The sequence below is a fragment of the Bittarella massiliensis (ex Durand et al. 2017) genome (assembly GCF_001486165.1).
Classification (GTDB): Bacteria; Bacillota; Clostridia; order Oscillospirales; family Ruminococcaceae; genus Bittarella; species Bittarella massiliensis.
In genome coordinates, this window is sequence record NZ_LN908974.1 from 1 (window position 1) to 23,835 (window position 23,835).

At 62.9% G+C, this 23,835-nt stretch carries 13 protein-coding genes, 3 tRNA genes and 2 rRNA genes; 6 read left to right on the forward strand and 12 right to left on the reverse strand.

Annotated features, from left to right (window positions below):
• Nucleotides 1-27: 27 nt before the first annotated feature.
• From BN3266_RS00050 to BN3266_RS00065, 4 genes are all read right to left on the reverse strand, one after another.
• Nucleotides 28-2,865 (reverse strand): 23S ribosomal RNA (locus BN3266_RS00050).
• 159 nt (nt 2,866-3,024) lie between these two features.
• Nucleotides 3,025-3,101, reverse strand: a tRNA-Ile gene (locus BN3266_RS00055).
• 82 nt (nt 3,102-3,183) lie between these two features.
• Nucleotides 3,184-3,259, reverse strand: a tRNA-Ala gene (locus BN3266_RS00060).
• Nucleotides 3,260-3,353: 94 nt separating this feature from the next.
• Nucleotides 3,354-4,882: ribosomal RNA gene (locus BN3266_RS00065) — 16S ribosomal RNA — on the reverse strand.
• The 16S and 23S rRNA genes sit together here with 2 tRNA genes alongside, the layout of an rRNA operon.
• Before the next feature lie 568 nt (nt 4,883-5,450).
• Between BN3266_RS00065 and BN3266_RS00070 the strand changes: the two genes are divergently transcribed.
• On the forward strand, nt 5,451-6,182 hold the full coding sequence (locus BN3266_RS00070; RefSeq protein WP_059002838.1) for an MBL fold metallo-hydrolase: 732 nt from the start codon (nt 5,451-5,453) through the stop codon (nt 6,180-6,182).
• A 55-nt stretch (nt 6,183-6,237) separates the two neighbouring features.
• On the opposite strand, the gene BN3266_RS00075 is transcribed toward BN3266_RS00070, so the two are convergent.
• Together BN3266_RS00075 and BN3266_RS00080 are read right to left on the reverse strand one after the other, a co-directional pair.
• A complete protein-coding gene (locus BN3266_RS00075; protein ID WP_207644000.1) occupies nt 6,238-6,600 on the reverse strand; it encodes a VOC family protein in 363 nt (120 codons plus the stop codon).
• Between the two features lie 19 nt (nt 6,601-6,619).
• Nucleotides 6,620-7,624 (reverse strand): nucleoside hydrolase, encoded by a 1,005-nt coding sequence (locus BN3266_RS00080; protein ID WP_059002842.1) that lies wholly within the window; start codon nt 7,622-7,624, stop codon nt 6,620-6,622.
• A gap of 173 nt (nt 7,625-7,797) precedes the next feature.
• Between BN3266_RS00080 and BN3266_RS00085 the strand changes: the two genes are divergently transcribed.
• Nucleotides 7,798-7,874, forward strand: a tRNA-Arg gene (locus tag BN3266_RS00085).
• 299 nt (nt 7,875-8,173) lie between these two features.
• Entirely contained in the window at nt 8,174-10,102 is a 1,929-nt protein-coding gene (locus BN3266_RS00090) for a sensor domain-containing diguanylate cyclase (RefSeq protein ID WP_075109615.1), read from the forward strand.
• A gap of 103 nt (nt 10,103-10,205) precedes the next feature.
• On the opposite strand, the gene cysK is transcribed toward BN3266_RS00090, so the two are convergent.
• From cysK to BN3266_RS00105, 3 genes are all read right to left on the reverse strand, one after another.
• A complete protein-coding gene (gene cysK / locus BN3266_RS00095) occupies nt 10,206-11,153 on the reverse strand; it encodes a cysteine synthase A (RefSeq protein WP_059002844.1) in 948 nt (315 codons plus the stop codon).
• Between the two features lie 215 nt (nt 11,154-11,368).
• Nucleotides 11,369-11,791: an RrF2 family transcriptional regulator gene (locus BN3266_RS00100; RefSeq protein WP_059002845.1), complete on the reverse strand. Its 423-nt coding sequence runs from the start codon at nt 11,789-11,791 to the stop codon at nt 11,369-11,371.
• A complete protein-coding gene (locus tag BN3266_RS00105; RefSeq protein ID WP_059002847.1) occupies nt 11,775-12,332 on the reverse strand; it encodes a DUF6933 domain-containing protein in 558 nt (185 codons plus the stop codon). The genes BN3266_RS00100 and BN3266_RS00105 overlap by 17 nt, the downstream gene beginning before the upstream one ends.
• A gap of 304 nt (nt 12,333-12,636) precedes the next feature.
• On the opposite strand from BN3266_RS00105, the gene BN3266_RS00110 reads away from it, so the two are divergent.
• The 3 genes from BN3266_RS00110 (at nt 12,637) to BN3266_RS00120 (ending at nt 19,879) form a co-directional block, all read left to right on the forward strand.
• On the forward strand, nt 12,637-17,283 hold the full coding sequence (locus tag BN3266_RS00110; RefSeq protein ID WP_059002849.1) for a PAS domain S-box protein: 4,647 nt from the start codon (nt 12,637-12,639) through the stop codon (nt 17,281-17,283).
• Between the two features lie 80 nt (nt 17,284-17,363).
• Nucleotides 17,364-17,720, forward strand: a complete 357-nt coding sequence (locus BN3266_RS00115; protein ID WP_059002851.1) for an Hpt domain-containing protein — start codon at nt 17,364-17,366, stop codon at nt 17,718-17,720.
• A gap of 38 nt (nt 17,721-17,758) precedes the next feature.
• Nucleotides 17,759-19,879: a diguanylate cyclase gene (locus BN3266_RS00120; RefSeq protein WP_059002853.1), complete on the forward strand. Its 2,121-nt coding sequence runs from the start codon at nt 17,759-17,761 to the stop codon at nt 19,877-19,879.
• A gap of 77 nt (nt 19,880-19,956) precedes the next feature.
• Here the strand turns inward: BN3266_RS00120 and BN3266_RS00125 are convergent, their stop codons facing one another.
• From BN3266_RS00125 to BN3266_RS00135, 3 genes are all read right to left on the reverse strand, one after another.
• On the reverse strand, nt 19,957-20,298 hold the full coding sequence (locus BN3266_RS00125) for a DsrE family protein (RefSeq protein WP_059002855.1): 342 nt from the start codon (nt 20,296-20,298) through the stop codon (nt 19,957-19,959).
• Between the two features lie 177 nt (nt 20,299-20,475).
• Nucleotides 20,476-21,342, reverse strand: a complete 867-nt coding sequence (locus BN3266_RS00130) for a MerR family transcriptional regulator (RefSeq protein ID WP_242861689.1) — start codon at nt 21,340-21,342, stop codon at nt 20,476-20,478.
• A 14-nt stretch (nt 21,343-21,356) separates the two neighbouring features.
• Entirely contained in the window at nt 21,357-23,600 is a 2,244-nt protein-coding gene (locus BN3266_RS00135) for an ATP-binding cassette domain-containing protein (protein ID WP_059002857.1), read from the reverse strand.
• Between the last annotated feature and the right edge of the window lie 235 nt (nt 23,601-23,835).

Consider the following 23,835-nt stretch of genomic DNA (forward strand, 5'->3'; position numbering starts at 1 on the left):
GAATAGACTGAATGAGAACCGCTTCACAAGGTCAAGCCCTCGACCGATTAGTACTGCCCAGCTCAACACGTCACCGTGCGTACACCTGCAGCCTATCTACCTCGTAGTCTTCAAGGGGTCTTACCTGATTGACTCAGTGGGATATCTTATCTTGAGGTCGGCTTCACGCTTAGATGCTTTCAGCGTTTATCCGTTCCGCACTTAGCTGCCCAGCTGTGCCACTGGCGTGACAACTGGTGCACCAGAGGTGCGTCCATCCCGGTCCTCTCGTACTAGGGACAGCTCCTCTCAAATATCCTGCGCCCACGACAGATAGGGACCGAACTGTCTCACGACGTTCTGAACCCAGCTCGCGTACCGCTTTAATTGGCGAACAGCCAAACCCTTGGGACCGAATTCAGCCCCAGGATGCGATGAGCCGACATCGAGGTGCCAAACCTCCCCGTCGATGTGGACTCTTGGGGGAGATCAGCCTGTTATCCCCAGGGTAGCTTTTATCCGTTGAGCGACGGCATTTCCACTCACATACCGCCGGATCACTAACTCCAACTTTCGTTCCTGCTCGACTTGTCAGTCTCGCAGTCAGGCTGGCTTGTGCGTTTACACTCTCTGGCATGGTTTCCGTCCATGCTGAGCCAACCTTTGAGCGCCTCCGATACCTTTTAGGAGGCGACCGCCCCAGTCAAACTGCCCACCTGACAATGTCCTCCGGCCGGTTTCACGGCCGCAAGTTAGAATTCCAGCACTACAAGAGTGGTATCCCAAGGTCGACTCCACCAAAGCTGACGCCTTGGCTTCCCAGTCTCCCACCTATCCTGTACATGTAATACCGAAATCCAATATCAGGCTGCAGTAAAGCTCCATGGGGTCTTTCCGTCTTGTCGCGGGTAACCGGCATCTTCACCGGTACTACAATTTCGCCGGGCGGGTTGTTGAGACAGTAACCAGATCGTTACACCATTCGTGCGGGTCGGAACTTACCCGACAAGGAATTTCGCTACCTTAGGACCGTTATAGTTACGGCCGCCGTTCACTGGGGCTTCGGGTCAAAGCTTGCACTCATCTCCTTAACCTTCCAGCACCGGGCAGGTGTCAGCCCCTATACTTCATCTTTCGATTTAGCAGAGACCTGTGTTTTTGCTAAACAGTCGCCTGGCTCTATTCTCTGCGGCTCATGTTTCCATGAGCACCCCTTATCCCTAAGTTACGGGGTCAATTTGCCGAGTTCCTTAACAACCCTTCTCCCGTTGGCCTTAGAATCTTCTTCCTACCTACCTGTGTCGGTTTGCGGTACGGGCACCTCAGTTGTTCCCAGAGCTTTTCTCGCCTCCGTCCAAGCATGCTTCCCTACTAAATTTCAGTCCCTTACGCCCGGGTCTACCATCGCCCGGGTCATGCCCTTTCAGAGTGTCCCTCTGCTTAAAACTTTCGGTGGTTACGGAATCTCTACCGTATGTGCATCGGCTACGCCTTTCGGCCTCACCTTAGCTCCCGACTAACTTGGAGCGGACGAACCTTCCTCCAAAAACCTTAGGCTTTCGGCCATCATGATTCTCACATGATTCGCGCTACTCATTCCGGCATTCTCACTCCCATGCAGTCCACCACCGCTTCCGCTATGGCTTCACCCCGCATGCGACGCTCCCCTACCCATCGTCTAAGACGATGCCCAAGCTTCGGTACAGGTTTTAGCCCCGTTACATTTTCGGCGCAGGGGCACTCGACTAGTGAGCTATTACGCACTCTTTTAATGTATGGCTGCTTCTAAGCCAACATCCTAGTTGTCTGTGCACCCCCACATCCTTTTCCACTTAAACCTGTTTGGGGACCTTAGCTGTGGGTCTGGGCTGTTTCCCTCTTGACTATGAAACTTATCTCCCATAGTCTGACTCCTGCGCATCGATTTTCCGGCATTCTTAGTTTGATAGGGTTCAGTAACCTCTCGGCCCCTAGCCCATTCAGTGCTTTACCTCCGGAAATCTAACGCAAGGCTAGCCCTAAAGCTATTTCGGGGAGAACCAGCTATATCCGGGTTCGATTAGAATTTCTCCGCTATCCACACCTCATCCGCCACTTTTTCAACAGGGTTCGGTTCGGTCCTCCATTGGGTCTTACCCCAACTTCAACCTGGACATGGATAGGTCACCCGGTTTCGGGTCATATACATGCAACTAATTCGCCCTATTCAGACTCGGTTTCCCTGCGGCTTCAGGCCTTAAGCCCTTAACCTCGCTGCATACATACACTCGCCGGACCGTTCTACAAAAAGTACCATATCACACTTTGACGTGCTCTATGTGCTTGTAGGCACAGGGTTTCAGGTTCTATTTCACTCCCCTCCCGGGGTTCTTTTCACCTTTCCTTCACAGTACTATACGCTATCGGTCACCAGGTAGTATTTAGGCTTGGAGGGTGGTCCCCCCGGCTTCCCACGGGATTCCTCGTGTCCCGCGGTACTCTGGATCCTGCTCGGTGTGCTCGCTTTTCAGATACGGGGCTCTCACCCTCTCTGGCCGGCCTTCCCATGCCGTTCTCTTAAACTCACACAATCCTAAATGCAGTCCACAACCCCAAGGGTATTTCTACCCCTGGTTTGGCCTCTTCCGATTTCGCTCGCCACTACTTTCGGAATCTCGTTTGATTTCTCTTCCTCGCCCTACTTAGATGTTTCAGTTCAGGCGGTTCACCTCCTGCACCTATGTATTCAGTACAGGATACCTAGACATGACTCTAGGTGGGTTGCCCCATTCGGACATCCGCGGATCAATACTTATTTGCAGCTCCCCGCGGCTTTTCGCAGCTTATCGCGTCCTTCATCGTCTCCTGGTGCCAAGGCATTCGCCCTGCGCCCTTCTTAGCTTGACCTTTTTTCTTCGGCTGTTCTCTCGACATAAATTGTAGTGTACCTAAAAACTTTCGCCTTTAGTTACCCTTTAGATTTCTATCGCAGTCTATTGCTTTATTCAGTTTTCAAGGTGCATTTTTGCTTGAGTCTTCCTTGTCTTTGCCCGGTTTCCCAGGCCGTGGTGGGCTCAAGTGGACTCGAACCACCGACCTCACGCTTATCAGGCGTGCGCTCTAACCACCTGAGCTATGAGCCCATACTCAAGGGCGCTCCGCTTTCCTAGAAGTCAGTACTCCTTGTCCCTCCCACGATCACCTCTCGGCTCTCGCGTCCACCAATGGTGGAGATGAGGAGGCTCGAACTCCTGACCCCCTGCGTGCAAGGCAGGTGCTCTCCCAGCTGAGCTACACCCCCGTCTTCAACAAGGTTCCTCTTGCCTGAAAGTCTGTCTTCACAGACCTTCAAAATTGAACAATACTTGAAGCTCGAACGTCCCTCTCTTCCTTAGAAAGGAGGTGATCCAGCCGCACCTTCCGATACGGCTACCTTGTTACGACTTCACCCCAATCACCAGCCCCACCTTCGGCAGCGTCCCCCTTGCGGTTAGACTACTGACTTCGGGTGTTACCGGCTCTCATGGTGTGACGGGCGGTGTGTACAAGGCCCGGGAACGTATTCACCGCGGCATGCTGATCCGCGATTACTAGCAATTCCGACTTCATGCAGGCGAGTTGCAGCCTGCAATCCGAACTGAGACCGCTTTTATAGATTCGCTCCACCTCGCGGTTTCGCTGCTCGTTGTTTGCGGCCATTGTAGTACGTGTGTAGCCCAGGTCATAAAGGGCATGATGATTTGACGTCATCCCCACCTTCCTCCGTTTTGTCAACGGCAGTCCCGTTAGAGTGCTCTTGCGTAGCAACTAACAGTAAGGGTTGCGCTCGTTGCGGGACTTAACCCAACATCTCACGACACGAGCTGACGACAACCATGCACCACCTGTCTTACCGTCCCCGAAGGGAACTCCCAATCTCTTGGGATAGCGATAGATGTCAAGACCTGGTAAGGTTTTTCGCGTTGCTTCGAATTAAACCACATACTCCACTGCTTGTGCGGGCCCCCGTCAATTCCTTTGAGTTTCAACCTTGCGGTCGTACTCCCCAGGTGGATTACTTATTGTGTTAACTCCGGCACGGAGGGGGTTATCCCCCCACACCTAGTAATCATCGTTTACGGCATGGACTACCAGGGTATCTAATCCTGTTTGCTCCCCATGCTTTCGAGCCTCAGCGTCAGTAAAAGCCCAGCAGGCCGCCTTCGCCACTGGTGTTCCTCCCGATATCTACGCATTCCACCGCTACACCGGGAATTCCGCCTGCCTCTACTTCACTCAAGAACCACAGTTTTGCGCGCAGTTCAGGGGTTGAGCCCCTGCATTTCACACGCAACTTATGATCCCGCCTACACTCCCTTTACACCCAGTAATTCCGGACAACGCTCGCCATCTACGTATTACCGCGGCTGCTGGCACGTAGTTAGCCATGGCTTCCTCCTGTGGTACCGTCATTATCGTCCCACAAGACAGAGGTTTACAATCCGAAAACCTTCTTCCCTCACGCGGCGTCGCTGCATCAGGGTTCCCCCCATTGTGCAATATTCCCCACTGCTGCCTCCCGTAGGAGTCTGGGCCGTGTCTCAGTCCCAATGTGGCCGTTCAACCTCTCAGTCCGGCTACTGATCGTTGCCTTGGTGGGCCGTTACCCCGCCAACTAGCTAATCAGACGCGAGCCCATCTCAGAGCGGATCATAGATCCTTTCTTAGCCAGGGGATGTCCCCCGACCACCGTATGCGGTATTAGCAGTCGTTTCCAACTGTTGTCCCCCACTCCGAGGCAGGTTGCTCACGTGTTACTCACCCGTCCGCCACTAACAACATCCATCTTCCTAGCAAGCTATTCCGTCGGATGTGTCCGTTCGACTTGCATGTGTTAGGCGCGCCGCCAGCGTTCGTCCTGAGCCAGGATCAAACTCTTTATCAAAGTTGTATCTAAACAGTGTTCCCACCGTTCAAACCTAAGCTCATTTCAAACTTGACGTTTAAAATTACTTCGCTTGGTGTTGTCTCTCAAAGAGACGCATCCAGTCCGTGATAGACCGGATTTTTAGGTCCGTTCAAGCTTCAGTATTGTTCAATTTTCAAGGTCCGTTCGGCATCTCGCCGTGCCTTTTATTATATCTCGCTGCCTTCTTTTTGTCAACCCCTTTTTTCTCGCCTCTTGGCTCGAATCCCAGGGCCCACTCCTCGGAAACCGCACTCCCGTGCGCTTCCCTCGCGGACAGCTTTTGTATAATACCATGGCCGCCTCTTGCTGTCAATAGATTATTTCGCTTTTTTTGAAAAGAAAAATCACTTTTTTGATGAACTTCTCTTTTCCTATACTTTAGGTATTTTTTACCTGGTGGAACACCCGGTTTGTCCCTCGCTGGAATACAGTTTGTATTTTCATTGCCTTGGCTCTTATGGGGTGGTATGCTAATAGGCAAATGGGGATCCTATCATAAAAAGAATGGACGGCAGGCTTCTGCCGTCAAAGGAGGCCGAGAGCCATGCAGGCGACGGTGCACTATCTCTACAACAGCGGCTTTGCCCTGGAGACCGAAAAACACCTGTTTATCTTTGACTATTACCTGGACGACCCGCCCTCGGGGGGGCTGCGTCACGGGGTCATCAATCCGCGGGAGATCGCGGCACTGGGGAAAGAGACGGTGGTGCTGGTCTCCCACGGGCACTTTGACCACTTTAACCGGGTGATCTTTGGCTGGCGAGGGGCCATCCCCGGGGTGCGCTACATCCTTTCAAGCGACATCCCCCACCGGCCGGGGATCGCCGCGGCCATCGCCCCGGGAGAGGAGCGGGATTTTGGCGACTTCACCCTGCGGGCGCTGCGCTCCACCGACTTGGGGGTGGCCTTTCTCATCAAGACCGAAGGGTTGACCCTCTACCACGGGGGCGACCTGAACTGGTGGCACTGGGAGGGGGAGCCGGAAGGGGACAACCGCGAAATGGCCTTTTTATATAAGAAGGAAATCGACAGTTTGGCAGGGGAGCACATCGACCTGGCCTTTTTGCCCCTGGACCCGCGGCTGGAACAGCCGGCCTATCTCCTCGGGATGGACTACTTCCTGCGCCATGTCGAGGTAGGGCGGGTGCTGCCCATGCACTTTGGGGACGACGGCCGGGTGTTTGACTGGCTGGAGCGCGACCCCCGGGCGGCGGCGTACCGGGATCGGGTGGTCCGCATCGAGCAGCGGGGGCAGTCCTTCTCGCTGGAGCTGTAAATGTACAAAAAAGAGGGGGCGGGGATGATTCCCGCCCCCTCTTTTGGGGATGAGCCTAATCGAGGATTTCGAGCCAGTAGCCGTCGGGGTCTTCGATGAAGTAGAGACCCATGGCCTCATTTTCAAAGCAGATGCAGCCCATCTCCTGGTGGAGGGCGTGGGCGGCGGCCCGGTCGGCGACCCGAAAGGCGATGTGACTTTCGTTCTCCCCCAGCTCATAGGGCTGGGGGTGGTCTTTCAGACAGGTGAGCTCCAACTGGTAATCGGTTTCGCCGTCGCCGAGAAAGGCCAGGGTGAAGCTGCCGTCGGCGGCCTCTTTGCGCTTTTCCTCGCGTAGGCCGAGGGCCTTTTCATAGAAGGCGATGCTGCGCTCCAAATCGGTGACGTTCAAGTTGGTGTGCAAAAAGCGAGATTTCACAAAAATCCTCCTTCCCTATTTACAGGCGGCCCGCCGCCTCGACATGCCGGTAGAGCATCTCGAAGAACTTGGGTTTGTCGGCCCGGTAGGCGACCCAGGTGTTGACCGACTCGTCGTTTTCATTGCGGTGTTCCACCACCAACTGGCCGTCGGCGGCGCCGCCGGCAATGTCCATGTCGCACTTCTGCCGGCGCAGGTCGGTGATGACGCCGGGGTCGATGACGGCGGCCACGGCCAGGGCGTCGTGGAGGGCGTCGCCGGCCTTTTCGCCCTTTTCCGTCCAGCCCAGGGTCTCCCCCACCAGGATGCGGCCCTTCATCAGCTCGCCGACAAACTTGGCGGCAGGGGTGCCCAGGGCGAGGATCTTGTCGGCGTCGGCCCGGGTCATCTCGGCGCTGTGGGTGGCGTTGAGGGTGATCACCCGGCAGTTGACGCCGCTGTCGAGGACGATTTTGGCCGCCTCGGGGTCGTGGACAAAGTTGGCCTCGCCCACGGGGGTGATGTTGCCCCGGTCCACCGCGCCGCCCATAAAGACCACCTCTTCGACGTGGTCCTTTAGGTCGGGGGCCATGCGAAAGGCCATCCCCACGTTGGTGGGCGGGCCCACGGGGATGATGGTCACCTTCTCCTCACTGCGGCGGAGGGTCTCGACCAGGTAGGAGCAGGCGTGCATCTGTTGCGGCTTGGAGTGGGGAGCGGGCAGATCCAGGTGGGGTGGGTGGAGGATGACCGGTTTGCCGTCCACCTCGGCGGAGACGACGTTTTCAGGGTTTTGGGCCATCCGCCCTTTGGAGAGGGAGCGGACCATGGGCGCTGAGCAGCCGGCGTACACCGGCACGTCGGCCCCCAGCAGATCGACCACCCGCAGGGTGTTGTCGACGCAGTTTTCCAGGGGTTGGTTGCCCTGGGTGACGGTGATGCCGATGATCTCTAATCCCGGGTCGGTGAGGGCCATGAGGATGGCCAGGGCGTCGTCGGTGCCCGTATCGACATCGAGGATAACTTTTTTGCGGTGTTCGTTCATTTGGTGATTCCCCCTTGTGCGCCCGGCGGGCGTGTTCTGGTGTGCTGCTACCAGTATACCCCCTTTGGGCGGGGGCCACAAGAAAGCAATCTGCTAAACATTTGAAAAAAAGTTTTGTATGGGCTTTGCAAAGCGAAAACTTTGTGTTATAATAATTCACGTCGCATTGATGTGCGTCCGTAGCTCAGCTGGATAGAGCGTTGGACTCCGACTCCAAAGGCCGCAGGTTCGACTCCTGTCGGGCGCACCAGAAAAACCGCACCACAAATGATTTGTGGTGCGGTTTTCTTTTTTAAAAATTTTGCACGAGATACCAAAAGCCCTTATCTGTCCTACAAAATGTCCTACAAGTGGTCCCCAAACTCCGAAAATAGACTCTTTCATAAATACAGAAGCAAAAAAGGCAGATTTTTATCCCGCTTTTTCATCTCTTTTGCGGGCGTTCGCTTCTGATTTTTCAAGATTTTTCTTTTCTTTGCCCTTCCCGTTCTCCCCTCCCCCTATTTGGGTGTATAATGAAGAAAAATAGGCAGAGAGGAGGCGGGATCGGTGAAGCGGAAAAAGTCGGACCGCGCGCTGTTAAAGACCAACCTCTTTGTCTGCGCCATCATCCTCTTGGGATTTTTGGCCACTTCGATTGTCAGCTACCGCTCCAATTTGGGGGTATTTGAGGAGGACACCGAAAAGGTGACCGTCCTGACCGCCGAGGGCATCTACCGCCAGATCGAGTCGATTTTCATGAAGCCCATGGGGGTGTCTTTGACCATGGCGGGCGACACCCTGCTGCAAGACCTTTTGCGCCAGGAGGGGGCGCACCTGAACGACGGGGACTACGTCGCCACCCTGACGGCCTATCTCGACAGCTACCGGGAAAAGTACGGCTACGACTCGGTCTTTCTGGTCTCGGCGCGCACCGGGCGCTACTATCACTTTGACGGGATCGACCGCACCCTCTCCCCCGAAAACGGGGAGGACGCCTGGTATTACGATTTTCTGCAGGCCGGCGAGTCCTACTCCCTCAATGTGGACAACGACCAGGCGGCGGGGAACACCATCACCGTCTTTATCAACTGCTTGATTTCCGGCGACGACGGCGTCCCCCTGGGGGTGGTGGGGGTGGGCTTTGACATCTCCACCCTGCAGTCGCTGTTGCGGGAATACGAGGAGCGCTTCTCCCTGCGCGCCTGTCTGGTGGACAGGGACGGTATCATTCAGGTCGCCACCGACCACACCGGCTATGAGCGCACCGACCTGTTCGCGTCGCCCCCTTACGCCGGCTTGCGGGAGAGCCTGCTCGCCGACCGGGAAAACGCCACCGCCTTTTGGCACGACGGGAAAGAAGGCCGCGTCTATCTGGGCAGCCACTACATCCCCAGCCTCTCCTGGTACCTGCTGGTGGAAAACGACACCTCGCCCCAGACCCAGCAGATGCAGCGCAAGTTGGCGGAGGGGGCGCTGATCGTGGCGCTGGTTGTGCTGGGGGTGACCCTGGCCATCAGCTACATCATCCACACCTACAACCGGCGGATCGTGGAGCTGACCCGCTCCAGCGAGCAGTCGCGCCGCTCCATCTTTCAGGAGGCTACCGAGCAGCTGTTTGAAAACATCTACGAGCTGGACATCACCCACAACCGGGCGGCCAATCTGGAGACCCAGCGGTATTTTGAGAGCCTGGGCGTTCCCCCTGGCACCCCCTACAACGAGGCGCTGAAGATCGTGGCGGAGAAGCAGATCCGGAAGGATTTCCGCCAGGGATATATCGACACCTTCGCCCCTGAACACGTGATCGACACCTACCGCCGGGGGGAGGAGAGCCTGCAGTACGACTTCATGATCTCCACCGACGGGGAGCACTACTACTGGATGCGGATCGTCGCCCAGATCGTCCTCTGGAAAGAAGACCAGTCCATCCACATGTTCACCTACCGGCAAAACATCGACACCATGAAGCGGCAGGAAAAACAGGTGCTCGACCAGATCCAGCGAGACCCGATGACGGGCCTGCTCAACAAGACCGCCACCCAGGCGCAGATCCAGCAGTTGCTGGAGGGCGGAGGGCAGCAGCTGCGCGCCTTCTTCATCGTGGACATCGACAATTTCAAGCAGGTCAACGACCGCTTTGGCCACGCTGTGGGGGACCGGGTGATCCTCCATTTCGCCCAGAGCTTGAAGGGCGCCTTCCGGGAGGAGGACGTGGTGGGGCGGATCGGCGGAGATGAGTTTGCCGTCTTCCTGGCCCTGCCCGACCGGGCGACCGCGGAGCAGAAGGCCCGCGAGATCTTAAAAACGCTCAACCGGCCCCTGTCCCTGGACGAAGGGGTCTGCCCCCTCTCGGCCAGCATCGGCATTGCCCTGGCCCCGGCAGACGGCCGGGACTTCGGCAGCCTCTACCGCCATGCCGACACGGCCCTCTACACCGTCAAACAGCAGGGGAAGGGCGGCTTTGCCCTGTACGGCGGGGAGACTTCCCCGCACTGACCGCCATAGGCCGCCGCTTTGAAATCAAGACGGCCACCGTCAAAAGGCAAAGAGCGTCGCACCCCTTTATAAAGGGGGCGGCGCTCTTTTTTGTTGGCGCGATTTATTGGGGTGCTGTCTCCCCGCCAAAGAGGGAGGTGGAGAGGTAGCGGTCGCCGGTATCGGGGAGCAATGCGACGATGGTCTTGCCCCGGTTCTCCGCCCGCTTGGCCAGGAGGATGGCCGCCCAGACGGCAGCGCCGGAGGAGATGCCCACCAGCAGCCCCTCCCGGCGGCCCACCGCCCGCCCGGCGGCAAAGGCGTCGGCGTCCTGCACCGGGATGATCTCGTCGTAGACGGCGGTGTCCAGCACCGGGGGGACAAAGCCCGCGCCGATGCCCTGGATCTTGTGGGGGGCGGCGCTCCCCCCCGCCAGCACGGGGGAAGAGGCGGGCTCCACCGCTACCACCTGCAGGGCGGGATTTTTCTCCTTCAAGTATCCGCCCACCCCGGTAATGGTGCCGCCGGTCCCCACCCCGGCGACGAAGATGTCCACCTGGCCGTCGGTGTCCTCCCAAATTTCAGGGCCGGTGGTGGCCCGGTGGGCGGCCGGGTTGGCGGGGTTTTCAAACTGGCCGGGGAGGAAGCTGCCCTCGATCTGGGCGGCCAGCTCCCTGGCCTTGGCGATGGCCGCCTTCATCCCCCCCGCGCCCTCGGTGAGGACCAGCTCGGCCCCGTAGGCGGCCATGAGCTGGCGGCGCTCCACCGACATGGTCTCGGGCATGACAATGATGACCCGGTAGCCCTTGGCGGCGGCCACCGAGGCGAGGCCGATGCCGGTGTTGCCCGAGGTGGGCTCGATGATGACCGAGCCGGGCCCCAGCAGGCCGCGGGCCTCGGCGTCCTCGATCATGGCCTTGGCAATGCGGTCTTTGACCGAGCCCGCGGGGTTGAAGCCCTCGAGCTTGGCGACCAGCTTTGCCTCCAACTTGTATTCCCGCTCGATCTGGGTGAGTTCCAGCAGAGGGGTGCGCCCCACCAACTGGTCAAGGGATCGGTATATTTTTTTCATCTTGTAGACCTCCTGTGTCCGTTCGTCGTTTGCAGCCTGCGTTCGCTCTGCCCCGGCGGGGCTATCGACAGCAGCGACAACAGCGCCCTGCGCAGCGGGCAGAGGGGGCTGTGGCAAACCGGGCGAATCGAACCATAAGATCAACCTACTTTCTTGGTATGTTTATTGGATGGTGTCAGTATACCTGCTGAAACCGCCCTTTGTCAATGGGTATTTCAGGGTGTCTCTGCCCCCTCGGCCGCCGCCAGGTCAGCCACCGAGACCCCGTCGAGGTAGCCGGCAATCAGTTCGTCGAGGGCCTGCCAGAGGGGGAGGGTACGGCAGCCGGCGGCGCGGGGGCAGGGCTGCTGGCCGGGGGCCAAGCAGGCCACCGAGGCCAAGCTCTCCTCGGTGAGGCGGAGGATGCTGCCCACCGAGATCTCCTCCGGGGGGCGGGCCAGCCGATAGCCGCCCCCCTTCCCCCGCTGGCCGCGCAGCAGGCCGTTTGCAGCGAGGCGCTTGACGATATTTTCCAGGTACTTTTCCGAAATCCCCTGTCGGGCGGCGATCTCTTTCAGGGGGGTGTATCCCGCCCTGCCCTGCTCGGCCAGGTCGATCATCACCCGCAGGGCGTACCGCCCTCTAGTCGATACCAGCATCTCTCTCCTCCTCTCCTCTGCCCGCCGCACCGCCCAACAGCCGGTCCAGGTCGGCGCGAAAAAGGTCGCGGGGACGCCCCTGTCCGGGAAAGCCAGCCGCCCGACAACACCCGCTGTTGAGGGCCTCTTCCAGCAGGGGTTGGGGCAGAGCGGCGGGGTCGGGCTGGGCCCCCGTGGCAAAGAGGGCGTCCACCGCCCGGTTCAAAAAGGCCACCGGCCGGCGGCCGTGGGTGCGGGTACAGACCGGCGGCCCCGCCAGGGCCAGGTAGCGCTCCGCCGCCGCAGGCGGGATGCCGATGGTTGGCAGGAGGCGCCCCACCTGCCCCAGGGCAAAGGCGGGGAGATCGCCCCACTGCTGGGGGCCCAACCCCCAGCAGAAAAAGGCCAGGCGGCTGGAGGCGTTGACCCCCAGAAGCCCCTCCCGCCCGGCCAAGGGGACCCGGTGCAGGTCCCAGCAAAAAGCCGGGTCCTGCGCCCCCGGGGGAGGGAGGCCCCGTATGCCCAGCCGGCGCTGAAGCGGGATGGTGTGGCCAAACTGCATCTGCTCTTCTCCCCTTTCTCCCCCCCGCCGCCGCGGGCCGGGGGCCGGTTTTGCCCCAGTATAGCACCGGCGGGGGCGGGGCTGCAACCATCTCTTTGCCGGGCGGGGAAACCGCGGCGGTCAATTGACAGTGTATGCGGCGGGGAAGTACAATGGGAACAGAAGACTGTGAGGCCCTTTTCGGGGTATCTGCCGCCGCCGAGCGGCCCTCTCCCAGCAGACTTGCCACTCATCCGCCAACCAGCCGGGGCGCACGCGCCGGACAGACCGCCGCCCACAGGGGCGGAGCAAAGGGGTGCTTTCTTTGGAACGACAGTCTGCAGCAGCGCTGCTCGACCACCTGGCAGGCCTGTTCGCCTGCGTCGCCGCCCGGGAGGACGGACGCCTTCTCTATTTCAACGACCGGTTTCAAAAGGCCCTTCCCGCCGCCGAGGAGGGCGGGGCATTGGCCGCTCTCTGGCCCGCACTGGCCGACTGCCGGCCCGCCGGCTGGCAGCGGACAGAGCCCGGCTCCCTCGTCGCCGACACCCCCTTTGGGCCGGGGATGGAGGTATGTTTCTCCCCCCTACTCTGGGGGGAGGAGCCCGCCTGCCTGATCTGCGCCTCTCCCCCGATCCCCACTCCGGCCCAGCGGGAGGCGGCGGCCGAGCGGGAGCGGCTGACGGCGGCCATGGCCAAGGTCTACCCCATGGTGATCTCGGTGAACTTGACCCAAAACCGCTATGCCATGGTGGCCTATGAGCACTTTGACACCCGCCAGGCCGCCGAGGAGGGCTGCTTCGACCAGCTCATCGAGGTGGGGGCCTCCACCATGCACCCCCTCTATCGGGAGGAATTCCGCCACACCTTTTCCCGGGAAAATCTGCTCAAGGCCTTTGCCGAGGGGGTGCAGGAGCGCTATATGCAGCACCTGCAGCTGGGGGACGACGGGGTCTACCACTGGACCGAGACCCGGGTCCTCCCCCTCCCCTGCGCCGAGGGGGAGGACCGGTGGCAGATCACCCTCTGCCGCAACATCGACTCGGAAAAGCAGGCCCAGGAGGAGTTGGAGAGCTCCTTCGCGGTGGCCACCGAAAACGCCGGCGGTCTCACCGCCAAATTTCTGGTGGAGGGCGGACAGGTGCTTCTGTTGGAGGCCAGCCGCCGCTACCGCGAACTCTTCGGCGTCGGGGAGCGGGAGTGCCGGGAGGGGATGTTCTCCCAACTGCCCGAGCCCCTGCGGGGCGAGCTCACCGCACAGGTCTGCCGGGCCGCCGCCCAGCGGGCCACGGTGGACGTGGAGATCCCGGTGAGCCGGGGGGGCAAGACTCGGTGGTACCACGGCCAGGCCTCCTGTGTGGGGGGCAAGGAGGGCCGCCCCATCTATTTCGGCACCGCGGTGGATGTGACCGAGCGCCGCCAGTTGGAGCGAGACCGGGAGGCCACCTACAACAGCCTGCCCGGCGGGATCGCCAAGTTCGCGCTGGCGGGGGAGCTGCCCCTGCTGGAGAGCAACCGCGCCTTTCACACCCTGTTGGGGCTGCCGGCCGACGCGGCGGGGCGGGGGCTCCTTGCACTGGCCCTGCCCGAGGAGCGGGAGGCCCTGCGCCAAACCCTGGAGACACAGCACCGGCAGGGCCTTCCCCTGCGCGCCGAGTGCCGGATGGCGAGGGAGGACGGGCAGCCCTTCTGGGTGCACCTGGAGGGGCGCCGGGTGGGCGGCGAGGACGGAGCCCCCATCTACCTGGCGGTTTTGCTGGATGTGACCCTGCGCCGGGAGGCCCAACAGGAGAGGGAGCGAGAACAGGCCCGGTATCAGCTGGCGGTGGAGAGCTCGGCGGACGTCCTCTTTGTCTACGATTTGGAGAGCGACCTCTTCACCTCCCGCGAGGGGGGGCCGGAGGGGGCCCGACAGGCGCTGCCCCGCTACCTGGAGACCCTGGAGGAGTCGGGGATCGTCCACCCCGACGACTTTGAGAAGGTGCGGGCAATGATGGCCGGCCGGCTGGGGCGGGCCGAGGTGCGGGTGCGCCGGCCCGGCGAGGACGCCTTCTCCTGGTTTTTGTACCAGGGGGACGCCGTGCGCCAGGGCGGCCGGGTGATGCAGGTGGTGGGCACCCTGCAGGACATCGGCCGCCTGAAAGAGGAGGAGGCCCGGCGCACCCTGTTGCAGGAGGTCTGCAACTTTGTGGGCAGCCGGGACTACCAGTTGCTGGCGGTCATCGACCTGCCCGGCTGGCAGTGCCACTGCGTCTACCGGGACGACAGCGGCCTCTTCCCCCTGAACAGGGACCGCTTTCCGGCGGCCGCCCGCGCCTTTGTCGCCCACTCGGTCTGCCCCTGTGACCGGGAGCGGATGGCGGCGGCGCTGCAGCCGGAGGCGATTTTAACAGGGCTCGCGGGACAGGGGACGCACGCCCTCTACCTGCAGGCCCTGGAAAGAGATGGCTCCCTGCGCTGGAAGGAGCTCTCTTTCTCCCATTTCAGGGGGCAAAAAGACACCCTGCTGATGGCCCTGCAGGACGTGGAGGAGGTGCGGGCGGCCGAAGCCCGGGGGCGGATCGCCGACGGGAGCCTGGAGGTGGCCCTCAACCAGATCTACGACGAGGTGCTCTGCACCAACATCTCCCGCCGACAGATGGTCTACGCCAAGAGCCGGGGCACCTACCCCCCGATCGCCCGCGGGGCGGAGACGGCCTACCAGCAGGTGCTGGCCAACATCCACCCGTCCGAACAGGCCGCCTTTGCCCGCGCCCTGGGGCCTGAGAGCCTGCTGGCGGCCTTTGCCGCCGGGCAGACCTCCGTCGGGGGCGAATTCCGCCGCAAGGGGACCGACGGGAACTACCACTGGGTGGCCATAACGGCGGTGCAGCTGTCGCGCCAGGCCGGCGGCGAGGTGATGACCCTGCTGCTCACCTCCACCATCGACGCGCGCAAGCAGATGGAACAGGCCAGGGAGGAGTTCACCACCGGGGTCACCGCCCTCTTTGAGGAGTGCGTCACCCTCAACGTCACCCAGGACCACTATCTGCTCCGCAAGTCAAACCCCAGCTGGGGGCCCATCCCCCCCGAGGGGGCCTTTGAGGCGTCCAACTCGCTCTATTGCCGACAGGTGATCCACCCCGACGACCAGCCCCTCTTCCTGGCCGCCTTCTCGCTGGCAAGCATCCGCCGCCAACTGGCGGAGGGGGCCCAGCGGGTGATGCGCACCCTGCGGCGCAAGGGACGCGACGGCGGATACCGCTGGGTGGAGATGACCATGATCCGCTTGGAAAACCGCATCGACGACGACCAAAAGGTGCTGCTGGTCTACCGGGACGTACACCAGCTGAAAACCGCGCAGGAACAGCAGCGGGAGGCCGACCTGCGCTTCTCCTCGGCGGTGAGCGCCTTTTACGACGCCGTCTTAGAGGGGGATCTGGAGACCGACCAGGTCTTTTTGTGGAGCCGGCAAAACGGCAGCCTGACCCAGTCGCCCCTGCCCCACCGCCTGGAGGAGAATTTTCACTGGACGGTGGAACACCTGGTGCACCCCAACGACCGGGAGGCCTATCGGCAGTCCTTTGCCCCCGATGCCCTCAAGCGGGCCTTTGCCCGCGGCCGGAAGGAGGTCTATCTGGAGGCCCTGCGCCGCCCCTCGCCGGGTGAGGACTACCGCTGGTACTCGATGCAGGCCCAGGAGCTCAGCCGGGAGCCCGGAAGCTGCCGGGTGATGTTCTACCTCAAAGACATGGACGAGGCCAAGCGGCAGGAGGAGCGCCGCCGCACCGCCCTGATGGACGCGCTGGAACTGGCCGAGCGGGCCAACCAGGCAAAGACCGAGTTCCTCTCGCGGATGAGCCACGACATCCGCACCCCGATGAACGCCATCATCGGGATGACCCGCATCGCCAGGGAGAGCCTGGGAGAGGATGAAAAGGTGGCCGGCTGCCTGGAAAAAATCGACGTCTCGGCCAAATTCCTCCTCACCCTCATCAACGACGTGCTGGACATGTCCCAAATCGAGAGCGGAAAGATGCACATCGCGAGGGAGCCCTTCGACACCGCCCCCTTCCTGCAGGGGATCGAGGCCGTCTGCGCCCCCCAGGCCCGGGAGCGGGGGCAGCACTTCTCCATCTCGGCTGCGGGGCTGGCCCCGGCCTACCTGGGGGACGCCCTGCGGCTCAATCAAATTTTGATGAACCTGCTCTCCAACGCCCTCAAGTATACCCCCGAGGGGGGCGACATCTCCCTGGAGGCCGCCCCGGTCGAGGGGCCCGGCGGCAAAGCGGCGGTTTGCTTTCGGGTGGCCGACAGCGGACAGGGGATGTCCAAGGCCTTTCTCAAGCGGATGTACGAGCCCTTTGAACAGGAGACCTCGGGCGGCGGACGCAACCTGGAGAGCAGCGGTCTGGGGCTGACCATCGCCCGCAACCTGACCCACCTGATGGACGGCCAGATCTCGGTGGAGAGCGAACTGGGACAGGGCACCACCTTCACCGTCACCCTGCCCCTGGCGCCGGCAACCCCCCGCAGAAAAGACACCCGCCCCCTCCGCGAGGAGGAGCCGGCCTTCGCCGGGGAGCGCCTCCTCCTGGTGGAGGACAACGAGATCAACCGGGAGATCGCCCTGGCCCTGCTGCACAGCCGGGGGCTGAAGGTGGATACCGCCGCCGACGGGGCCGAGGCGGTGGACCGCTTTTCCCAGAGCGAGCCCGGCTTTTACCGGGCGGTGCTGATGGACATCCGCATGCCGGTGATGGACGGGTTGGAGGCCACCGAGCGCATTCGCGCCCTGCCCCGGCCGGATGCGGCCACCGTCCCCATCATCGCCATGACCGCCAACGCCTTTCGAGAAGAGGTGGAGCGGGCCAGATTGGCGGGGATGAGCGACTACCTGACCAAACCGGTGGACCCGCCCGTCCTCTTTGGCGCCCTCTTTCGCGCCCTGCGGCCCCACCCCGGGCAGGAAGAGCAAAAGAAAAAGAAATAGATGAAACCCACCACAATCAGGTGTATAATGATGACAAACTGCCGCCGTCCAGACGCCGGCGGCAAAAGGAAGTGGCTCAAATGGAGTTGATGGAGGCCCTGCGCCCCGTGGTGGCGGACGAGGAACAGACTCTGCGCCGGTTCATGGGCAATCTCGCCCTCTACCGGAAATTCGCCCTCAAATTTCCCCAGGACGAAAATATGTCCCTTCTCGAAGAGGCGGCGGCCGCGGGGGACTGGCCGGCAGCCGAGCGCTTTGCCCACACCCTGAAAGGGGTCGCCGCCAACCTGGGGTTTGCCGAACTGGCGCAGGCCGCCGCCGAACTGGTCACCGCCCTGCGCCAGGGGGCGGAGGGGGCGGCCCTCTCCCCCCTGCTGGCCGAGGTGCGCGCCCGCCACCGCGAAGTCCTGGCGGCCATCGCCCGCTGCGACTGCTAAAACTGCCTCCAAATTTGCCTGAAGAGGAGGGATCGCCTGTGCAGACACCCTGCCGCGACACCCTGTTGATCGTCGATGACTCCGAGCTCAACCGCGCCATCCTGCGGGAGATCTTCTACCGGGAATACCGGATCGAAGAGGCGGAGAACGGCCGCCGGGCCCTAGAGGTCGTCGCCCGCCAGCAAGACCGGCTGGCCGCCCTGCTGCTGGATCTGGTGATGCCCGAACTCGACGGCTTCGGGGTGCTGGAGGAACTTTCCCGCCAGGGGCTGTTGGAGAGCATCCCCGTCTTCCTCATCACCGCCGAGACCTCGGCCGACATCGCCCTGCAGGGGTATGAAAACGGGGTGATGGACGTCATCAGCAAGCCCATCACCGACCCCTCCATCGTGCGCAAGCGGGTGGGCAATGCGGTGGAGCTCTTTCGCGGGCGCAACCAGTTGGCCCAGCTGGTGGAGGAGCAGGTGCAGACCATCAAGGCCCAGTCGGAAAAACTGCGCACCGCCAACGCCTCCATCATCGACATGCTCAGCTCGGTCATCGAGTTTCGCAGCGGCGAGTCGGGCCAGCACGTGCGCCGCATCCGCCAGGCCACCCGGATGCTCCTGCAGCTGCTGGCCGCCGAGTACCCGGCCTACCGCCTCAGCCCCGAGGAGATCGAGATGGTGGCCAGCGCCGCCGCCATGCACGACATCGGCAAGATCCTGATCCCCGACTACATCCTCAACAAGCCCGGCCGCCTCACCGCCGAGGAGTTTGAGGAGATGAAAAATCACACCGTCTACGGCTGTGAGATCCTCGAGAGCATCCCCTTCTTTCAGGAGCAGGAACTCTTTCGCTACTGCTACGACATCTGCCGCCACCACCACGAGCGGTGGGACGGCCTGGGCTACCCCGACGGGCTGTCCGGCGGCGACATCCCCCTCTGGTCCCAGGTGGTCTCCCTGGCCGACGTCTACGACGCCCTGGTGAGCGAGCGGGTCTACAAAAAGCCCTATCCCCACCCGGTGGCAGTGGAGATGATCCGCAGCGGGGAGTGCGGCGCTTTTAACCCCCTGCTTCTGGGCCTCTTTCTGCGCTGTGCAGACGAACTGCACCAGGCCCTCTACCTGCAGGACGAAACCGGGGCGGCCCCCTACTCGCCGCCCGTCGGCCTCGGCCGGGCCGCCGGCTACCACCCGCCCGAGGAGCAGCGGCTCAGCGACCGCACCCTGGCCCTGCTGGAGAGGGAGCGGCAGAAGTACCACTGGCTCTCGGAGATGTCGGGGGAGATCCTCTTTGACTACGACCGGCAGAGCGACTCGGTGGAGTTCACCGAGAAGTACCAGGAGGTGTTTGGCGACAACCTGCGCACCCTCCACGCCAGCGACCACATCCACCGCGCCGGGCAGATCGCCCCCGAGGACCTGCAGCGCATCGAGGGGGAGCTGAAGGCCCTCACCCCGGAAAGCGCCCTCTACCGCACCGAGGTGCAGCTGACCGTGCGGGGCGGGCGGCGGGTCTGGTTTGAACTCTACATGCGCTCCCTCTGGGAGGGGGAGAGCGGCCAGGTCTGCACCGGGTACATGGGCAAGCTCTCGAGCATCGACGAGCTCAAGCGGGAGTCGGCGCGCTGGCGGCAGCGGGCCATGCACGACTACCTGACCGGCCTCTACAACCGCCAGGCCCTGGAGACCCGGGTGTCCGAGGCCATCCGCGACCCGGCGGGCAGCCCCTTCTCCCTCCTCTTTGTGGACCTGGACAACTTCAAGGCGGTCAACGACACCAAGGGCCACCTGGCGGGGGATCAACTGCTGCGGGAGATCGCCGAAAAGCTGCCCCAAAAGATGCGGGCCACCGACATGGTCGCCCGCATCGGCGGCGACGAATTCGCCGTCTTTTTGGAGGGGCTGGGCAAAGAGGCCCTGCTGGCCAAAAAGGCCGGCGAGGTCTGCCACTTCTTCCGCGAGGAGTTGGGCGAGCAGGGACTGGGCCTCTCGGCCAGCGTGGGCTGCGTGCGCTATCCCGCCGACGGGCAGAGCTATAAAGCCCTGCTGCAGCGGGCCGACCGCGCCCTCTACACCGCCAAGAGCCGGGGCAAAAACCAGTTTGCCCTCTACGACGGCGAGATGGAGGGGGAGCAGTACCGCCCCTCCCTCCTCTTCCCCACCGAGGACTGACCCCCTTTAGACAAAAAGAAAAGCGCCCCCACAGCTCTTTGAACCGCTGTGGGGGCGCTTTTGCCCGAACCCCCCTGTCAGGGCTTGATGTAGGAGAAGCCCTCCTCCTGCCTTTGGGCGATCTCCACCACCCCGGCGGGGACCACCCGCACAAAGCCGGGCAGTCGCTGGGGGTCGATCTGGTTGGCCCGCAGGGCGTTTTGGCAGGCGGCCACCACCGTTCCCCCCTGGGCCAGCTCCGCCAGGGCGGAGAGATAGGGCGCCGCCGGTTCCACCAACCCCTTCACCGCCGGGCCGTTGGCCACGATCTCCATCTGGCAGGGGACCCCCTCCCGCCGGCAGTACTCCTCCATATTCAGGGCGTTCCCCGCCGCCAACTGCCAAGCTTCCACCTGGTCCACGTGGTACAATACCTTCATTGTGATACCCCTTCCCCTCTCGCCGCCCCACCGGGCGGTCTTTTTTTCAGTATACCCCCACAGCCCTGGCGCGGCCACAGCCCACACTGGTTTTTGGGGGCTTTTTTTGCGGAAGACAAAAATGGGCGGCCCGGCGCAGACCGCCGAGCCGCCCATTCCCTATTTTCGCCTGTCGCGCTACTCCGCCCGCTCCACCGGGAAGAGGACGGCGCTCACCAGCTCCGCCGGGTCGGAGACCATCCCCTCGTCGCGGATGTAGCGCTCGACCGAGGGGCCGCAGACCCGCCACTCGGGGTGGGCGGCCAGGTAGCTGCAGACCGCGTCATAGGCGGTGTGGATCCCCTCGTAGGGGCCGGTGTAGGTCGCCGCCACACAGCGCATGGCCGGTCGCAGCGACACCCCTTCGGCCTCGCCCGAGACCTCCACCTGGGCCTCGGCGTCCATCTCGTCGCAGCAAAACTCCTCCCCGTGGAAGAGCAGCTGGGTGACGCCGCAGCGGCGCAGCCCCTTTTCTGCCGCCTGGCGGTGGAGGTCGGCAAAGAGCTGGTGCACCTCGCCGATGGAAATTTTGCGGCGCAGGCTCAGCACCCGCTGGGCCGGCGTCTCCATTACAATGACCTTGCTGTCCGATTGGCTCATATTGGTTCCCTCCGCGTTGCGGATGCACGCCTCCATCAGGCGAAGGGAGTGCTGCAGCTCCCGCAGCTCGGCAAGGGCCTGGGCATACCGCGCCCGCACCCGGCCGGCCAGCTCCTGCGGGGACAGCTGCAGCAGGTCGGGGATCTGCGCCAGGGAAAAGCCGAAACCCTGCAGCTTCCTGATGGCCAGCAGGTCCCGCAGTTGGGCCGCCTCGTAGTAGCGGTAGCCGTTGTCCGCCCCCACCCGGGCAGGGCGGAGCAGCCCCAACTGGTCGTAGTGGCGTAGCATGCGGGCCGAGACCCGGGTCAGCCTGGAAAATTCGCCGATGGTGTACATGGCATCCTCCTGTCGATCGTCGTACTGGTTCGAACCGTGAAACCAGCATACACCTTGCCACTGTGGCAAGGTCAACCCCTTTTTTACAGGAGGGCCTGCCCCAGGCAGAGACCGGTGGCGGTCTTCTCTTCGGCCAACTGGGCGGGGGTGCCGGCAAAGACCAATTCGCCCCCCCGCCTGCCGCTGCCGGGGCCCAGTTCCAGCACCCAGTCGGCCTGGGCGACCACCTGCAGGTCGTGCTCGATGACCAGCACCGTGCTCCCCTGCCCGGTCAGCCGGCGGAAGATGGCCAGCAGCCGCTCCACCTCGGAGATGTGCAGCCCGGCGGTGGGCTCGTCGAAGAGGTAGAGGGGGCTTTTTTTGCGCAGTTGGGCGGCCAGCTTGAGGCGCTGGCACTCGCCCCCCGAGAGGGTGCTCACCGGCTGCCCCAGGGAGAGGTAGCCCAACCCCACCTCCTGCAGCAGCCGCAGAGAGCGGATCACCTTGGGCTCGGTAAAGAAGTCCAGCGCCTCCTCTACCGAGAGTTCCAGCACCTGGGCGATGTTCTTGCCTCGCAGGGTGTAGGCGAGCACCTCCTCCCCAAAGCGGCGGCCCTGGCAGGTCTTGCAGGTGGTGCGCACCGGCTCCAAAAAGGCCAGGTCGGTGTAGACATAACCCGCGCCCTTGCAGTCGGGGCAGGCGCCTTTGGAGTTGAAGGAGAAGCGGGCGGCGGGCACCTCATTTGCGGCAGCGAAGAGGGTGCGGATCTCGTCGAAGAGCTTGGTGTAGGTGGCGGGGGTGGAGCGGGGGGAGGCGCCGATCCCCCCCTGGTCGATGAGCACCGCCTCGGGGTACTGGCGGCAGGAGGCGAGCGCCAGGGTGCTCTTTCCCGAGCCCGCCGGGCCGCAGAGGGCGGTGACCGCCCCCTTGGGGAAGGCGGTGGAAAAGCCGGTCAGGTTGTTTTCCCGCCCCGCCTCCAGGGGCAGCCACTCCCCCAGCGGGCGGGGCTGTGCCAGCCGCAGGGGGCGGCGCAGGGCGCGGCTCTCGCAGCCCGCCAGGCCATTGGGGGGGCCCTGGTAGACCACCTCGCCCCCCTGTTCCCCCGCGCCGGGGCCGATGTCTACCGCCCAGTCGGCCATGACCATCACCTCGCGGCTGTGCTCCACCACCAGCACGGTGTTCCCCCGGTCGCGCAGCCCGGCAAAGAGGCGGCCGAGAAAGGGCAGGTCCCGGGGGTGAAGGCCGATGCTGGGCTCGTCGAAGATGTAGAGCAGGTCGGAGAGGGTGCTGCCCAGGTGGCGCACCATCTTCACCCGCTGGCTCTCCCCGCCCGAGAGGGTGGCGGTCTCCCGCCCCAGGTTGAGGTAGCCCAGCCCCACGTCCTGCAGCTGCTGCAGCTTCTCGGCAATGGCGGCGGCGATGGGGGCCTCCACCTCGCCGGTGAGGGAGCGCACCAGGGGGAGGAGCTCGTCCACCTCCATCCGGCACCAGTCGGCCAGGTTGCGCCCGTCGATCTTGCAGGCGAGCACCCGCTGGCAGTAGCGGTCGCCGTGGCAGGTGGGGCAGGGGCTGCTGCGGAGGAAGGGGGCGATCTGTTCCTTCACCCGCTGGGAGAGGTTCTCCTGCTTGCGGAGGATGAAGAGGCGGGTGATCTTCTCCACCAGTCCCTCGTAATCAAAGACAAAGGGGCCCGACTTAGAGGGCAGTTCCACCTTGGCCCCCGGCTTGCCGTGGAGGAGGGTCTGCAGCTCCTCGGGGGTGTAGTCGCGCAGGGGCTTGTCGCAGTCGAAGAGGCCCGAGAGGACATAGGTCTTCCAGTACCAGGAACCGGCCGGGAAGACGGGAAAGAGGATGGCCCCCTCGTTGAGGGAGCGGTCGAAGTCCAGCAGCAACTCCTCCCGCAGGGCGGTCTTGACCCCCAGGCCGTTGCAGTCGGGACAGGCCCCCTCGGGGTCGTTGAAGGAGAAGGAGCCCGCGCTCCCGGCGCGAGGGCGGCCCACCCGGGAGAAGAGGAGGCGCAGCAGGGGCTGTAAGTCGGTGGCGGTGCCCACGGTGGAGCGGGAACTGCCCCCCAAGCGGCTCTGCCCCACCACGATTGCCGGGGAGAGGTGGGAGATGACCCCGGCCTTGGGCCGGGGGAATTTGGGCAGCCGGTTCTGCACATAGGCCGAGTAGGTCTCCCCCAACTGGCGCTGGGCCTCGGCCCCCAGGGTGTCGAACACCAGAGAGGACTTGCCCGACCCCGACACCCCGGTAAAAACGGTGATTGCCCGTTTGGGGATGTCCAGACAGACCCCCTTCAGGTTGTGCTCCCGCAGATTTTCCAGGTGAATGTACTCCCGCTCCATTGTCCCTCTCCGCCTTTCTCCGTACCGGCCCGCCAGCAGCGGGCCCTGTATCGCCCTTCAGGATACCAATTTTTTACCCCGAGGGCAAGGGCAACCGTCCCCCCTTTTGGGGCGCTGCCCCCGGGGTGCAGAGGGCGGACCTCCCCCGCACACGCCCCTGCGGCGCCCTGCGAAAAGCCCCCGCCCGGAAGGGCCGCCTTTCTCCCCTCCGAGAAGGGGGGAACAGCCGGTGAGC

Coding starts and splice junctions, on each gene's coding strand:
- BN3266_RS00070 (WP_059002838.1), top strand. CDS start 5,451: ATGCAGGCGACGGTGCACTATCTCTACAACAGCGGCTTTGCCCTGGAG.
- BN3266_RS00105 (WP_059002847.1), bottom strand. CDS start 12,332: ATGCAGTTTGGCCACACCATCCCGCTTCAGCGCCGGCTGGGCATACGG.
- BN3266_RS00115 (WP_059002851.1), top strand. CDS start 17,364: ATGGAGTTGATGGAGGCCCTGCGCCCCGTGGTGGCGGACGAGGAACAG.
- BN3266_RS00135 (WP_059002857.1), bottom strand. CDS start 23,600: ATGGAGCGGGAGTACATTCACCTGGAAAATCTGCGGGAGCACAACCTG.
- BN3266_RS00080 (WP_059002842.1), bottom strand. CDS start 7,624: ATGAACGAACACCGCAAAAAAGTTATCCTCGATGTCGATACGGGCACC.
- cysK (WP_059002844.1), bottom strand. CDS start 11,153: ATGAAAAAAATATACCGATCCCTTGACCAGTTGGTGGGGCGCACCCCT.
- BN3266_RS00125 (WP_059002855.1), bottom strand. CDS start 20,298: ATGAAGGTATTGTACCACGTGGACCAGGTGGAAGCTTGGCAGTTGGCG.
- BN3266_RS00100 (WP_059002845.1), bottom strand. CDS start 11,791: ATGCTGGTATCGACTAGAGGGCGGTACGCCCTGCGGGTGATGATCGAC.